Origin of the sequence: Brevundimonas sp. TWP2-3-4b2 (genome assembly GCF_049897345.1) — a bacterium.
GTDB lineage: Bacteria > Pseudomonadota > Alphaproteobacteria > Caulobacterales > Caulobacteraceae > Brevundimonas.
Genome location: NZ_JAFCWB010000002.1, coordinates 138,105 through 152,124 on the forward strand (window position 1 = coordinate 138,105; position 14,020 = coordinate 152,124).

The 14,020-nt window shown below is 66.5% G+C and carries 13 protein-coding genes; 2 read left to right on the forward strand and 11 right to left on the reverse strand.

The features are described from left to right. The first annotated feature begins 75 nt into the window (after positions 1-75). The gene (locus ACP7AS_RS04275) at positions 76-1,635 is read left to right on the forward strand and encodes a proton-conducting transporter membrane subunit (RefSeq protein WP_426027623.1); all 1,560 of its coding nucleotides are present in this window, start codon (positions 76-78) and stop codon (positions 1,633-1,635) included. After that, positions 1,632-4,052, forward strand: coding sequence for a YbcC family protein (locus ACP7AS_RS04280; RefSeq protein WP_426027624.1), 2,421 nt, complete (start codon positions 1,632-1,634; stop codon positions 4,050-4,052). The genes ACP7AS_RS04275 and ACP7AS_RS04280 overlap by 4 nt, the downstream gene beginning before the upstream one ends. Positions 4,053-4,242: 190 nt before the next feature. Here the strand turns inward: ACP7AS_RS04280 and pufM are convergent, their stop codons facing one another. The 11 genes from pufM to bchO form a co-directional block, all read right to left on the reverse strand. Further along, positions 4,243-5,163, reverse strand: coding sequence for a photosynthetic reaction center subunit M (gene pufM, locus ACP7AS_RS04285; protein WP_426027625.1), 921 nt, complete (start codon positions 5,161-5,163; stop codon positions 4,243-4,245). A 14-nt stretch (positions 5,164-5,177) separates the two neighbouring features. Beyond that, positions 5,178-6,002, reverse strand: coding sequence for a photosynthetic reaction center subunit L (gene pufL / locus ACP7AS_RS04290; RefSeq protein ID WP_426027626.1), 825 nt, complete (start codon positions 6,000-6,002; stop codon positions 5,178-5,180). 118 nt (positions 6,003-6,120) lie between these two features. Then, entirely contained in the window at positions 6,121-6,291 is a 171-nt protein-coding gene (gene pufA / locus ACP7AS_RS04295) for a light-harvesting antenna LH1, alpha subunit (RefSeq protein ID WP_426027627.1), read from the reverse strand. A gap of 82 nt (positions 6,292-6,373) precedes the next feature. Continuing rightward, entirely contained in the window at positions 6,374-6,535 is a 162-nt protein-coding gene (gene pufB, locus ACP7AS_RS04300) for a light-harvesting antenna LH1, beta subunit (protein ID WP_426027628.1), read from the reverse strand. Between the two features lie 114 nt (positions 6,536-6,649). Further along, positions 6,650-8,125, reverse strand: coding sequence for a chlorophyllide a reductase subunit Z (bchZ, locus tag ACP7AS_RS04305; RefSeq protein ID WP_426027629.1), 1,476 nt, complete (start codon positions 8,123-8,125; stop codon positions 6,650-6,652). Next, positions 8,122-9,645, reverse strand: coding sequence for a chlorophyllide a reductase subunit Y (gene bchY / locus ACP7AS_RS04310; RefSeq protein WP_426027630.1), 1,524 nt, complete (start codon positions 9,643-9,645; stop codon positions 8,122-8,124). Before bchY ends, bchZ begins: the two co-directional genes overlap by 4 nt. A gap of 5 nt (positions 9,646-9,650) precedes the next feature. Then, entirely contained in the window at positions 9,651-10,643 is a 993-nt protein-coding gene (locus ACP7AS_RS04315) for a chlorophyllide a reductase iron protein subunit X (protein WP_426027631.1), read from the reverse strand. Then, complete coding sequence (gene bchC / locus ACP7AS_RS04320) at positions 10,640-11,563, reverse strand: chlorophyll synthesis pathway protein BchC (protein ID WP_426027632.1); 924 nt, start codon at positions 11,561-11,563, stop codon at positions 10,640-10,642. Before bchC ends, ACP7AS_RS04315 begins: the two co-directional genes overlap by 4 nt. Before the next feature lie 95 nt (positions 11,564-11,658). Continuing rightward, complete coding sequence (locus ACP7AS_RS04325) at positions 11,659-12,801, reverse strand: methyltransferase (protein WP_426027633.1); 1,143 nt, start codon at positions 12,799-12,801, stop codon at positions 11,659-11,661. A gap of 136 nt (positions 12,802-12,937) precedes the next feature. Next, positions 12,938-13,102 (reverse strand): hypothetical protein, encoded by a 165-nt coding sequence (locus tag ACP7AS_RS04330; protein WP_426027634.1) that lies wholly within the window; start codon positions 13,100-13,102, stop codon positions 12,938-12,940. Continuing rightward, positions 13,099-13,992: an alpha/beta fold hydrolase BchO gene (gene bchO, locus ACP7AS_RS04335; protein ID WP_426027635.1), complete on the reverse strand. Its 894-nt coding sequence runs from the start codon at positions 13,990-13,992 to the stop codon at positions 13,099-13,101. The genes ACP7AS_RS04330 and bchO overlap by 4 nt, the downstream gene beginning before the upstream one ends. Between the last annotated feature and the right edge of the window lie 28 nt (positions 13,993-14,020).

Here is a 14,020-nt window from a genome sequence, read left to right on the forward strand (position 1 = left end):
ACAATCTATTTTTAGTCGCAGCTTCGTTCCGATACCTCCACCGCGACGCCGCAAGGCGATCCAGCGAGGTATGCCGTGCCGATCCACTTCCTGCCCTACGGAACACCCCTTCTGCTGATCGCCGCCGCCGCGATAGGCGCATTCGGCCCGCAACATCGGCCCTCTTCCAGGCTGAAGGGGGTCGAGGTCCTGGCGTTTCTGGCCTTCGCAGTCGCTGTCCTGTCGACGGCGGTCCTGGTGGTCATGGGTCCGGGAACCGGCGCGCTTCAGACGCCCGGCGGGCTGGGCATCTCTATCCGGGTCGATGTGGTCAGTATGAGCCTTTTGATGCTCGTCGCCTTCATCGGCTGGATCGTAGTGCGGTTTTCGAGGGTCTATCTCGACGGCGAAGCTCGTCAGGGGGCCTTCATGGCCTGGCTCTGCACCACGCTTGCCATGGTGACGCTGCTGGTCAGCGCTGGCGACCTGATCCAGCTCGTTCTGGCCTGGATCGCCACCAGCCTTGGCCTCCAGCGGCTGCTGCTGTTCTACCCCGACCGGGCCGGAGCCCGGAGGGCGGCGCGCAAGAAATTCGTCACGGCGCGGGTGGCCGACCTCGCCCTGATCGCGGCCGCAGTCGCGCTGGTCATCACCTACCGCACCACCGATATCGCCATGATTCTCGGTGCCGCGCGCGCCGGCGAAGGCGGCGGCTTCGCCGTCGCCGCAGCGGGTTTCCTGGCCGTGGCAGCCCTGCTGAAGTCAGCGCAGTTCCCGCTGCACGGCTGGCTGACCGAAGTGATGGAGGCCCCCACCCCCGTATCAGCGCTGCTGCATGCCGGGGTGATCAACGCCGGGGGATTCATCCTGATCCGCTTCGCCGACGTCATGCTTCTGGCACCGGGCGTGCTCGCGGTCCTGGTGATTATCGGCGGCTTCACGGCCCTGTTCGGCGGACTCGTGATGTTGACCCAGCCCGCGGTGAAGACATCACTCGCCTGGTCGACCGTGGCCCAGATGGGCTTCATGATCATGCAGTGCGGTCTGGCCCTCTTCCCGCTGGCGCTTCTGCACATCATCGCCCACTCGCTCTACAAGGCACATTCGTTTCTGGCCTCGGGCGGAGCGGTGGAACGGATCGCGGCCTTCAGGAGACCGGGGCCGGTCGCCATCCCGGGCCTTGGGGCCGTGGCTCGCGCCTTCCTCGCAGCCATCGCCCTGTACGCCGCGATCGGCTGGATCGCCGGTATTCAGCACAAGTCACCCCAGGCCATCGCACTGGGTGCCATCCTGATCTTCGGCGTGGCCTATCTGCTGGCCCAGGGCCTCGCCGACAGCGCACCCCGGGCCCTCACCCGACGTCTGGGTGTGTATTCGATCGCGGCCTCGATCGGCTATTTCACGCTCCATGGGCTCTCGTTCTGGCTGACCGGCGACAGCCTGCCGCCGACGCCTGCGCCAGGCCCCCTGGAATGGGCGCTGGTCGTCCTGGCCGTGCTGAGTTTCGGGCTCGTCGCCTTCGCCCAGGCCCTGTTTCCGCTGTGGGCCTACCACCCCGCCGCTGCGGGCCTTCGGGTCCATCTGTCCAACGGCCTCTATGCCAATGCCCTGTTCGACCGCTGGCTCGGCGGCTGGAACACACGGAAAATGCCATGATCGCGCTGAAAACGACTGCCCCGTCCGACAACTCCAACGCTGCGGCACTGAATGTGAGCGTCCTTTTCGCCGCGGCGGAAACCGCCGTGCGCGCCATCCCGCCGGTCTGGCCCCTGGCGTCCAGCGTGGCGGTCAATCCCTATCTCGGCCAGACGGGGCTGGATCTGGCCGGAACCGCGGCGTTGCTCGCCCGCGTCGCCGGCGCACCGGTCACAATGTCGCGCGAAGCATACGGTGAACGCATCGCCTCCGGTGCCGTCACGGACGAAGACCTCTCCGGCGCCCTCGCCGCCTGTTCAAACCGGTCCAGGGCCACCAGCGTCGCTGACTTGAAGGCAACGCTTCATGCGCCGTCCGATCCGATTCAGGCCCTGCCGACCATTGCCGATCTGGCCGCCGAGGTGTCCGGAATTGACTGGCCGGGCCTGATCGCCGAGCGCTTCGGTGCCTGGGCGGGGGGCTATTTCGACGAGGGCCAGGCGCTCTGGGCCGCGCCCAGAGGCCGCGGGGCCTATGCCGCCTGGCGCGCGGTCGCCACCCATGACCTGTCGCCCGAGATCGCCGGACTGCGTGGCTTCGCCGACTTTGTCGACGCGGCCCCGGAATTGGCTCCGGAGGCCCTGATGGCGGCGGCGGCGACGCTGGGCCTCACACCCGCGAGTCTGGACACCTGTTTCCACCGTCTCGTCATCACCCTCGGCGGATGGGCCCATGTCGCCCGCTACAAACTCTGGCAGGCGGAGCTCGGCGGACAGACGGATGACACGCTGCGTGACTTCCTCGTCGTCCGCCTGACCTGGGAGGCGGCCCTTTACCGGCAGTATCGGCCCGAGATCGAAAGGGCCTGGGCCTGGACGCTCGCAGCCCATGCGGCTCCGGTCGAGCCGACCCCCCGGCAAGTGACTGACGCGATTCTGCAGGACGCCAGCGAGCGCGCGTCCCAGCGAGCCCTGGCGCAAACCCTGTCCGGGTCGGCAGCCGACGACTCCCCTGCGTCGCCCGTACTTCAGGTGGCCTTCTGCATCGACGTCCGGTCGGAAGTCATTCGCCGCGCGCTGGAGAGCCTCGATCCGGGCATTCAGACGCTGGGGTTCGCCGGGTTCTTTGGCCTGACGGCGTCGCATCATCGGTTCGCCTCCGACGTTGCCGAGCATCGGCTCCCGGTCCTTCTCAACGCCGGCCTGACGACCCGGTCCGGCGGTCCGGAGACATGCCAGACCGACCTCGCGGCTCGCTATCGAGCCAGGACCGGCCGCGCCTGGGAACGGTTCAAGCTGGCAGCGGTCTCGTCCTTCGCCCTCGTCGAGGCCACCGGGCCGGTCTATGTCGGCAAGCTCCTGCGCGACGCCCTGGGGCTTGCGGGTCGCGCCGCTCCGAACGATCCCGCGCCTCGCGCCGAACCGGCCCTGGACCTGACCACGCGTCTGAAGATGGCACAGTCGGTGCTGCGAGCCATGTCGCTGACCAGGGATTTCGCGCCGCTGGTCCTGCTGGCCGGGCACGGGGCCAGTGTGGTCAACAATCCGCACGCCAGCGCCCTGAACTGCGGTGCCTGCGGCGGCTATTCCGGCGAGGTCAACGCGCGGCTGCTGGCCGACCTTCTCAACGACGCCGAAGTGCGCACCGGCTTGTTGGCCGCGGGACTGGAGATTCCGTCCGACACGCTGTTCGTGGCGGCCCTGCATGACACCATGACCGACAACGTCACACTTTACACCGAGGACCATCCCTCGGCGCTGCGCCACCCGCATCTGGAGCGGGCGCGCCATTGGCTGGCCGCGGCCGGGGTCCTGGCCCGGGGCGAACGGGCGCTGCGCCTGCCGCGCGCCAGAGATGGGTCAGAAGTGGTCCGCCGCAGCCGTGACTGGGCCGAGACCCGTCCGGAATGGGCGCTGGCCGGCTGCTCGGCCTTCATCGCCGCGCCCCGATCGCGGACCCGTGGCAAGGGCCTGCGGGGCCGGGCCTTCCTGCATGACTATGACTGGCGCGCCGATGACGGGTTCGGCATTCTGGAGTTGATCCTCACCGCGCCCGTCGTCGTGGCCTCCTGGATCAGCCTTCAGTACTACGGCTCCACCGTCTCGCCGGAACTCTACGGTGCCGGCAACAAGCTGCTTCACAATGTGGTCGGCGGTATCGGGGTGCTGGAAGGCAACGGCGGTGTCCTGCGGGCCGGTCTGCCCTGGCAGTCGGTGCACGATGGCGTCTCCCTCGCGCATGATCCATTGCGCTTGACGGTCTGTGTCGAAGCGCCGCGCGCGGCGATCATCGGCGTGCTTGAGCGGCATCCCGGGGTCCGGGCGCTGTTCGACAACACCTGGCTTCACCTGGTCGTCCTCGACGATGCCGGCGAGATGGCGTGGCGCTACATCGGCGACCTGGGCTGGGAGGCCATGCTCCAGGACGGCCGGCACTGAGGTCTGCCACTGAGGTCTGCTCGCCGGCTTGATCCGGCGACCGCATGCAGGGCCGGGAAAGTCCCCCGACGCAACATAGCAACAAGGGCGCACGCTGAACTGCGTGCGCCCTGCTGATCGTCCCGGGTCCTGTCCGTCGGGTGCCGAAGGCGGTCCCGAACCAGATGCAAGACCTCTGGCGCGTCTGTCTTTAGCGCGCGTAGTTGTGGGCGATCGCCCATTCGTACCAGTTGTCGACCACAGTGCCAGTCAGCAGGATGCCGATACCCCCGGTCAGGGTCGTCAGGACGGCGAACCACCAGGCCCAGCGGTGGATCGATTCCATCGTGGCGTTGAAGCCCATGGTCCAGCGCCAGAACAGGGCGGCCCGCTCTGAACCCGTGCCGCGGTCAGTGATCTGTTCCACCTCGCGCTCCGAGCCGTAGCGGCTGGTGGCGAGAATGGTCGCCCCGTGCATGGCGAACAGCAGGGTCGAACCATAGAGGAAGACGATCGAGAGGCAGTGGAACGGATTGTAGAACAGGTTGCCCCAGGTGATGGAGAAGGCACCGGTCCAGTCCAGGTGCGGGAAGATGCCGAACGGAACCGCCTCGCTCCAGCTGCCCATCATGATCGGGCGGAAGAAGCCGAGCACCAGATAGAGCCAGATCGCCGAAGCGAAGGCCCAGGTCGTGTGGGTGCCGAGCCCGAGGGCCTTGGCCCGCAGATAGCTGCGGACGCACCACAGGATGAGCGAAACCGTCAGGAAGAAGCCGGTGATCAGCCACCAGCCGCCCTGGTTCAGCGGGGGCATGATGTTCAGACCCTGCTCCGGCGGCGGCGGCTCAAGTGCCAGCCACGGAAGCTGCCGGACAAACTCGGCCGGGCTCCAGCCAACGGAGGCGAGCATATTCAGGCCGATGATTTCGAAAGCCAGGAAGCCGGTCAGCAAGGAGGCGACGCCGGTCCAGCCCAGATGCATCGGGCCGATCTGGGCGTTGCCGATGCGGCCGATCCAGTGGACGAAGCCGGGCTTGCCGATCCGCCAGGCGTCCACCTCATTGGTGGCGACGCCCATTTCCGGATGCGACCGGACCTGAACCTGGGTGAAGATATTCTGATAGGCAGACATGGTCTCTCCTCCCCCTATTGCCAGATCGGCAGGTTGCGCCAGCCGTCCCACCACTCGGGCCAGCCCTTGTCCCAGAAGGGACCGCTGATGATGATGCAGACCGCGCTCCAGAAGCCGGCAGACAGCGCCAGGAACAGGCCCACGCGGTGGATGCCCAGGGTGCCGACGGAATAGCCGATGAAGTCGCGGAAGAAGGTGTCCTCATACTCGGGCGATTTCACCACCTGGCCCTTGCCGGGATTGGTGGCGGCCAGAACGAGGGATCCGTGCAGCGCCAGGGCCAGCGTCGTCGTGAAGAAGAAGCTGACGGCGATCATGTGCGCCGGATTGTAGTGGAAATTCAGGTACTGGTAGCCGGTGTTCGACACCCAATCCAGGTGACTGAAGATCCCGTACGGGAAGCCGTAACCCCACGCTCCCATCAGGAAGGGCCGGATGATGACCAGCGAAATATAGGCGAAGATCGCCACGCCAAACGCGATGGGCACATGCAGGCCGATGCCGAGCTTGCGGCATATCTCGACCTCTCGCAGCGCCCAGGAAATGAAGGATCCGACCGCGCAGATGGTGACCAGTTGCCAGATGCCGCCTTCGCGCAGCGGCGCGAGCGACAGACCATAGGCGACGTCGGGTGGATTGATGGTGATCAGCCACGGGTTCCAGGTATCGCCGAGCGATGCCCCGTAGAAGATCAGGGCCGTTCCGAGCGACGCGAAGAACGCCGTCGTGACGCCGAAGAAACCGACATAAAAGGGCCCGACCCAGAAGTCGAACAGGTCGCCGCCGAGCAGGGTACCGCCCCTGACCCGGTATTTGCGCTCAAAACTTAGTAAGGCCATGACCGTCTCCGTCGTTCATCTCGCCCCGCGAGGTCGACATCTGTTTCATCGCGGTCGCGTCGGACGGAGATCGGATCGCTCCGTCTCCGTCCGCGCGCCGCATCAGCGGTAGGTACCGTCAGGGTGCAGCGGCAGAAGCCGCCGCGGGTGTGGCCTGGGCACCATCGATCCAGTTGTACCGGGGCGAGCTGAGCAGGATGAAGTGGATCAGCAGAGCCAGGGTGAACAGGAAGACGGTGAGCGCGACCAGCGCCCGACGGGGATCGAAAAGGAGCCAAATTCTCCACATAACTGTATTCCTCCATAGCCATCGAGTGGCTTTGTTGGCGACGACAAAGCGTTAGTGCTTGCCGACAAAGTAAAGTGGAGACCTAGGCCCCCAGCCAGGGACGCCAGTACCAGACCAGAACATGGGCCACGACTGCGATAGCCGTGAAACCAATGAAGCTGGTCACGAAGAGGCCATGGAAAGCCTTGGCCGCTTCTTGCGAGAGTCCAGTGGGGGACCCCGCCGGTTCAGGTAGATGAGACATCTCTCCCCCTTTCGTTGGAGCGGGTCTTCGGCCACGGGGAAGTCCCGTGGTCGTTTCCGGCGCGCGGACGAACCGAACGACGGAACCGGGGTCCGAGCCTGGAGACGCGTCGCATCATGCGGCCCTCCCGCTCAGCACAATGGCGTTGGCGGCGTAGAGGCGGTCGAGGGTGACCCTGTCCTCTCCTGCCTGGCGAGCGGCGCATTCCGCCGTGTCGCGCAGGCGTTTGGCCGCGGAAATTCTGACGATGATGGGCTGTGAAGCCACAAGCTTGTCCAGCTCATCCATGGCCGCATCGTCCCAGGCGATCTCGGCGTGCGGACGGGCGAGGGTCGGCTCGACCTTGTCCATCTGGGAGGCCAGCGGAAGGATGTTGAACAGGGCGTCGAACAGGGCGTTGCAGACTTCCTGGACCAGATAGGTGCAGCCGCCGTAGCCCATGAACGGCGTGCCCGTGTGCCGGCGGATCGCGGCACCGGGGAAGGACGCCGGCACCCAGACGCCGGAGGGCCCGAACCCCCCGCCGCCCTGCGCAGCCTCGGCAAGATAGATGCGCTCGTTGATGCTGCCGAACAGGACCAGCGGCTTGGTCTCGCGGACCAGACGGGAGATCTCGGCATTGTCGGTCTTGGTGCCGGCGCAGCGCGCGATGGCGAACTGACAGGGCAGGCCGAGGTCGTCCTCGAGGAATTTCCGGACGCCGCGCGTGTAGGTCTCGTTGGCGACGATGGCGAAACTGGCCGTGCCGAAGAAGTCCTGGGTGACCGAGCGCCACAGGTCCCACAGCGGCTTGATCGTCGTGTGCTTCTCGCGCTCGATGAAGGGTTCGGGATCCAGCCCGGTCATCTCGCCCAGTTGGCGCAGGAACAGGGTGGTCGAGTCCAGTCCGATGGGAGCCTGGAGATAGGGCTTCTCCAGCGTCTCGCAGAGGCCGCGCCCGAACTCGCGGTACAGACAGATATTGACCTCGGCGTCGGCCAGATTGCGCACGTCGGCCAGATGGCTGCCCAGCGGGAAGACCATATTGACCTGACAGCCGATACCCTCGACCAGGCGGCGGATCTCGGCCAGGTCCGAGGGCATGTTGAACACGCCATACATCGGGCCAATCAGATTGACCCGGGGCTTTTCACCCTCCGCCAGAGGGCGGGGACGCGGCATCTTCTTGGGCCCGAACTGGGTCCACAGCCAGGTCAGGGCGCGGTCGGCCGACTGCCACTGGTCCTCATCGATGGTGCGCGGCAGGAAGCGCTGGATATTGGTGCCCTCGGGCGTCACGCCGCCGCCGATCATCTCGGCGATCGAGCCGGTGACGACGACGGAGGGAAGGTCCTTGTCGAGCGTCTTCCAGGCCCGCTTCATCGCGCCTTCGGTGCCGTGGCGACCCAGTTCGTCCTCGCCCAGACCGGTGACGACGATCGGCAGTTCGTGCGGCGGCAGGCCATCGGTGTAGTGCAGGACGGAGGTGACCGGCAGGTTCTCGCAACCCACCGGGCCGTCGATGATGACCTGAAGGCCCTTGATGGCGGTGAAGGCATAGACCGCGCCCCAGTATCCACCCGCGCGATCGTGGTCGAGGATCAGCGTCATGTCCCGACGTGCTCCTCGGCCTTGGCCGCCGCCGCCTGCAGTTTGGCGTAACGGGCCTTGAACTCGGGGCGATCGACGGGCGTGTCTTCCCAGATGCCGGTGGCGTGGCCGACGCCGACGCCGTCGAAGAAGGCGCTCATCTTGTCGAAGCGGGCCTTGTTGCCGATGGCGGCGTTGATCACCTGGGCCAGCGAGCCCGCGCCCGCCGGTCCCATAAGAGGCCGGGCCGAGATCAGGTTGGTGAAATACAGGGACGGGATCGACAGTGACTTGGCGTGCTGGACCACCGGCGTGGTGCCGATGGCGAGATCCGGCCTGATGGCGTCGACGGCCGAAAGATCCTGTTCCAGCGAGGCGCGGTAGTTGACGGTGACGCCCTTCGATTCCAGCCAGTCCCGGTCGGGATCCGACCATTTCGTCTGGGGACAGGCCGTGCCGACATATTCGACCTCGGCACCGCTTTCGATCAGCAGTCGGGCGACCAGAAGCTCGGAGCCTTCGTAGCCGGAGACCGTGATCCGACCCTTGATCGGCGCGCCGGCAAGGGCCCCGCCGATGGCACCGAGCATGACGTTCTTGATGCCGTCGATCTGGCCCTGGGGCACATCGCAGGCCTCGCCGATCGCCTGCAGCCAGGCGGCGGTGCCGTCACGACCGACCGGGGCCGAGCCGACAACCTTTCGGCCGGCGGCTTCGAACTCGCGGACGGCGGCGGTGTAGAAGGGGTGGATGGCGGCGACGACGGCGCAGTCAAGGGCGGCGTAGAGTTCGCGCCATTCCCTCGTCGGCACGACCGGTCCGGCTGCCAGACCCATGGGTTCCAGCATCCGGCCGATGATCATGGGATCGGCGGGGAACATCTCGCCCAGCAGGGTAACCGTCGGCTTGTCCGTGCGTTCGCGTGGCGCGGCGACGGGGCCGGCCTCGGCCTCCTTGCGCGCATAGTTCAGCATGGCTCCGGCCAGTACATCCTTGGCCTCGGCGTGGGTCGGAATGCCGAAGCCGGGCACATCGATGCCGATGATGCGGACGCCGTTGATCTCTTTGGGCAGCAGCTGCAGCGGCACGCCCGAGGCCGTCGGGACGCACAGATTGGTCACCACGACGGAATCGTAGAGCTCCGGGTCGGCCATCTGGAACACCGCTTCCCGGATGTCCTCGAACAGCTTTCCGGTGACGAGACTCTCGGAGTTGAACGGGACGTAACCGACCGAGCGGCGCGCGCCATAGAAATGGCTGGTGAAGGTCAGGCCATAGACGCAGCAGGCCGAGCCCGACAGGATCGTCGCCGTACGCCGCATGCGCAGGCCGACCCGCAGGGATCCGAACGCCGGGCACATCGACTGGGGCTGATCGTGGGGCCCGACCGGATAGTCCTTGGCATAACGGGCGAGCACTTCGGACTTGCCGGCCTTCGCGGCCGCCGCCGTGAGCTCTGCCTTGCCGCCGTGGCAGCCGGAACCGTCAGCCGGAACGGGCTCGGCGGCCTGATCGTTGGCGATAGGGGCCTCGTCCAGCATCGGGATCAGACTGCCTCGTCGTAGATGACTTCGAGCGAGGCCTTGGGCACGAAGGACGCGCCGCGCATGTCACTCTGGGTCGCGGGAACAAGACTGACCGCGCCGCCGGTCTGCTCGGGGCTGAACAGGCCCAGCAGACCATCCTGCGTCAGGGGACGCGGATGTTGGGGCAGCGAGCTGGCCACCGCCTCCGCCAGCCCCGCGAAAAGCCCGCCCCACTCGCTGTCGGGCGTACCGATGATCTGATAGTTCGCCGACTTGCGCCGGATGTCCTCATTGGCGGGGATGGAGGCCAGGACGGGGATACCCACAGCCTCGGCGAACGCCGCCGCCTCGCCCGTGCCGTCGTCCTTGTTGATGACCATGCCGGCCACACCGACATTGCCACCCATCTTGCGGAAATATTCGACGGCCGAGCAGACGTTGTTGGCCACATACAGCGACTGCAGGTCGTTGGACCCGACAACGATCACCTTCTGGCACATGTCCCGGGCGATCGGCAGGCCGAACCCGCCGCAGACGACGTCGCCGAGAAAGTCGAGCAGGACATAGTCGAAGCCCCAGTCATGGAAGCCCAGCTTCTCCAGCAGCTCGAAGCCGTGGATGATGCCGCGCCCGCCGCAACCGCGACCCACCTCGGGCCCTCCCAGTTCCATGGCGAAGACTCCGTCGCGCTGGAAGCAGACGTCCTCGATCTTAACTTCCTCGCCGGTCAGCTTCTTGTTGGCCGAGGTCTGGATGATGGTCGGGCACGACTTGCCGCCGAACAGCAGGGAGGTGGTGTCGGACTTGGGGTCGCAACCGATCAGCAGCACCCGCTTGCCCTGCTGGGCCATCATGTAGCTGAGGTTGGACAGGGCGAAGGACTTGCCCGATCCGCCCTTGCCGTAGATGGCGATGATCTGGGTTTCCTTGGTGACCTCGCCCGTATGGACGGGATCCGGCTCGACCTTGGCTTCCTCGCGCAATGCCTTGTGAGAAATCAGGGTGATGGTCATGCGCATTTCCTCCAGTCGAGGATCATTTTCAGACAGTCGGAATCGCCGAAGGCAGTGCGATAGGCGTCGGGAGCCTCGGTGACGTCGCTGCGGTGGGTGATCAGCCCGTCCAGCGACAACCGGCCTTGCTCGATCAGCGCTGTAACCGCCGTCACATCTTCCGGCTTGAACTCGGCAGCGATGCGGAACCGCGCCTCTTTCATGAAGGCCATGGGGAAGCCGAAGGACAGCCGCTCCTCGTAGAAGCCGGCGAGCACGATCTCCCCGCCCCGGCCGAGCCGGGCCACCAGGAAGTCCATCAGGTCTTCCGCACCGCTGGCGTCGTAGACCGAGCGATAGTCGCGACGGTCGTCAAAGTCGGGATGGATCGCCACGCCCTCACGCCGGCTTGGGTTGGTTTCCCAGACCGTCGGACGGGGCGCACCATGGGCCTCGGTCAGACGCAACAGAAGGCGGCCAAGAACGCCATGTCCGACGATCAGATCCGGGGCTGTTCCGCCCGCGATCGCGTGCTGGGCAGTTGCGGCGAGCGACAAAAGAACGCCCTGGTCGCCCAGTCCGGCAGGCAGGGTGACGGTGCGCGCCTGGGGCGTGATCAAGGTCCGCGCCGAGCCGCCGAACAGGCCGCGCGCATCTATGAAATTGCTGGAGCCGGGAACGAAGACCTGGTCGCCGATCCGCGCCTGGGCCAGCGCCCCGGCATCGACCACCCGCCCAACCGCCTCGTATCCCGGAACCAGGGGATAACCCAGGCCTGGAAAAGGCGGCATCCGCCCGGTCCACAGAAGTCGCTCGGTCCCGGTGCTGATTCCGCTCCAGTCGACCTCGACGATCACATCATCGGGCCCGGCCGGCTTGAGATCGAGCCGACGAAGCGTCAGGCGCTCAGGCTCCTCCAGCACGACAGCAAGGGTGTTCATTCAGCGACGCCTTTTGCCGGAGCCCGCATACCGGACCCCAACCCGACTGTCAGCTTAGATTGACAGTAGCCGTTGTCAAATCTTGATTACACTCCTCACGCAGCGCGAGCCGCGATCACGCGAGCGATCATCGGCATCGAAGTTTGAACCTCTCGCAGTCGTGAAAAACCTGCCGTTTGCAGGAGGAGGCGGATTTCTCCGACCGTCCTCGGGCGCCCGGACCCCATGGCCAGCAGGTAGAAGCCGAAATAGGCGTCGCCCATGGGCTCGGCCCCGGATGTCCCCGACATGGGCTCCGAGATCAGCAGGGTCGCGCCCGGTCGCATGGCCTTGCGGATGGCGCGCAGCAGCAGCAGTGCGCGGTCGTCGTCGTGATCGTGCAGGACCCGGACCAGAGAGACGATGTCAGCGCCTTCCGGCAAGGGATTCTCAAAGAAGTTTCCACCAGAGACGTCGACCTTGAGACCCTCATCAGCGAATCTTCGGGTGGCGGTGGCGGCGACGTTCGGCAGGTCAAAGAGGGCGAGCTCAAGGGCGGGTGCCCGGGCCGCGACGGCCCGCAGGAATGTCCCGTCGCCGCCACCCACGTCCAGCAGCCGCCGGTGGCGGCCGATCGGATAGGCCTCAAGGACCTGGGCGCTGACCATCGTCTGGGATACCGACATCAAGGTCGAGTAGGTCGACGCGCTCGCCGCATCCGAAGGCCCTCCCTCGGCATAGGGCCAGAAACCCGAAAGACGGCCACCGCCGCCCTCGCGCTGCAGCAGTCCCACGGGGTCGGCAAGATCAGCATAGAGCAAGGCGTGGTGCTCGATCATCGCGACAACGCCCGGGGCCCCGAGAAGCGCCGAGCCCTGGTCGCCGAGTGAGAAGCGGCCACCTCCACAGGGCTCTACGAGGCGCAGCGATACGGCAGCCTTCAACAACCGCTCCGCCGCGACCGGGCTCAGTGCCACCGCTTGGCCGACGTCTCCGGCGGTCATCGGGCCCGCCCTCAGGAGCTCCAGCACGCCAAGGCGGACACAGGCGAAGGCGACTTGAGAATAGACAAATCCCGCCGCCAGATCGAAAAGCCCTGCAGCCCTGCGCCGCGCGATCGGGCGCGTCAGAGGAAAGGCAGAGGCCCAGCTCTGGAACCCGGGACTGGCGATCAGACCATTTCGAAACGCCCTCCACCGATCGCTCCACCGGGTGGCCGGGACCACGGGTAGGACTTCGAGGGCATCGATGATCGCCACATAAACTCTCCACCAGGCCCCTGGATCGGCAGGCGGGACCCTGTGTAAAACAGGTTGGACACCTTTCGCGGCGTGTCAACGCCACGCAGCGGTAGCCCCCGATGCGCGCAGGCAGGCCCGTCTCGTCCGTGCAGGTTCAGACGTCCGAGCGCTGCCCGTCATCTTGACGGGGCTGATCCGCTGAGGCGGCCGAGTCCCGGCGCTTGTCCCGGCGCAACGTCCATAGCTCCCAGAACGCCCACCCCAGAACAGCACCATGGAAGAACACCAGTTCGACGAAGAAAATCGTGTTGCCGCTCATGCCGCATCCTCGTCCAGCAAGCCGTGTGCCCGGGCGACCCTGAGGATGATGTCCGCCACAAGGTCCGGCCGCTCTTCATGGGCGAGATGGCCCAACCCGACGAGTTTTACGATCTCTGCCCGGGGCACGGATGCGGCCACGTCATCGGCGACACTCTGCGGCACTGCGGCGTCTCTCGTTCCCACCACAAGCGTCAGGGGCCCGGTGAGCTTGCGAAGATCGCGCTGGAGCGCGCCAAGGTCCCAGTTCGCCATCATGCCGAGCGTGCCGGCGACATGGCCGGGCGCGCGAAACAGCCGGGCGTAGAACTCGAGACCGGCGTCATCGATGCGCGAGCCGGTGCCCTCGATCAGACGCGCGACCCGCGACCGATCACGCGCCTGGGCGGCAAAGAGGTGCGCAGCCAGGGGATTCAGCAGCAGCAGCGTTGCGAGCCCCTGGAACAGGGGTGCCGTCACGCCAGCGAAAGGTCTCAAGGCCCCGTTGATCGCGATGATCGGGGCCTGGACTGCACCGTCCAGCGCCATGCGGATCGCGATCGCTGCCCCGGCGGAGTGCCCGACGACCAGTGACGGCTCGATGTCGAGTGCCTTGATCAGACCCGCCACCCGGCGCGCCATCTCGGGCAGCGACAGTGCCATGCCGGCCGGCGTTCCGGTGAATCCGTGCCCCGGCAGATCGATTGCCACCACGCGCAGACGTCGGGCCAGAAGGGGCGCAAGCCCCCGCCAGCTGTGGGTCGCGGCCCCCGCACCGTGCAGGAGCAGGACCGTCGGCCCCGCTCCCATGTCCTGAACGTGCCCGCGCAGCCCTCCGGCGGTCACGAACCTGCTTGAGGCCCGATCAGGCCAGCCCCGGCCTTCCAAGGCCCAGTCCGGCTTTCGACTCATCGGCCTTGCTTCGCCGTGGCCACGCGGG

Excerpts from the sequence above, each read along its gene's own strand:
- ACP7AS_RS04280 (WP_426027624.1), top strand. The coding sequence starts at position 1,632 with ATGATCGCGCTGAAAACGACTGCCCCGTCCGACAACTCCAACGCTGCG.
- pufM (WP_426027625.1), bottom strand. The coding sequence starts at position 5,163 with ATGTCTGCCTATCAGAATATCTTCACCCAGGTTCAGGTCCGGTCGCAT.
- pufL (WP_426027626.1), bottom strand. The coding sequence starts at position 6,002 with ATGGCCTTACTAAGTTTTGAGCGCAAATACCGGGTCAGGGGCGGTACC.
- pufA (WP_426027627.1), bottom strand. The coding sequence starts at position 6,291 with ATGTGGAGAATTTGGCTCCTTTTCGATCCCCGTCGGGCGCTGGTCGCG.
- pufB (WP_426027628.1), bottom strand. The coding sequence starts at position 6,535 with ATGTCTCATCTACCTGAACCGGCGGGGTCCCCCACTGGACTCTCGCAA.
- bchZ (WP_426027629.1), bottom strand. The coding sequence starts at position 8,125 with ATGACGCTGATCCTCGACCACGATCGCGCGGGTGGATACTGGGGCGCG.
- bchY (WP_426027630.1), bottom strand. The coding sequence starts at position 9,645 with ATGCTGGACGAGGCCCCTATCGCCAACGATCAGGCCGCCGAGCCCGTT.
- ACP7AS_RS04315 (WP_426027631.1), bottom strand. The coding sequence starts at position 10,643 with ATGACCATCACCCTGATTTCTCACAAGGCATTGCGCGAGGAAGCCAAG.
- bchC (WP_426027632.1), bottom strand. The coding sequence starts at position 11,563 with ATGAACACCCTTGCTGTCGTGCTGGAGGAGCCTGAGCGCCTGACGCTT.
- ACP7AS_RS04330 (WP_426027634.1), bottom strand. The coding sequence starts at position 13,102 with ATGAGCGGCAACACGATTTTCTTCGTCGAACTGGTGTTCTTCCATGGT.
- bchO (WP_426027635.1), bottom strand. The coding sequence starts at position 13,992 with ATGAGTCGAAAGCCGGACTGGGCCTTGGAAGGCCGGGGCTGGCCTGAT.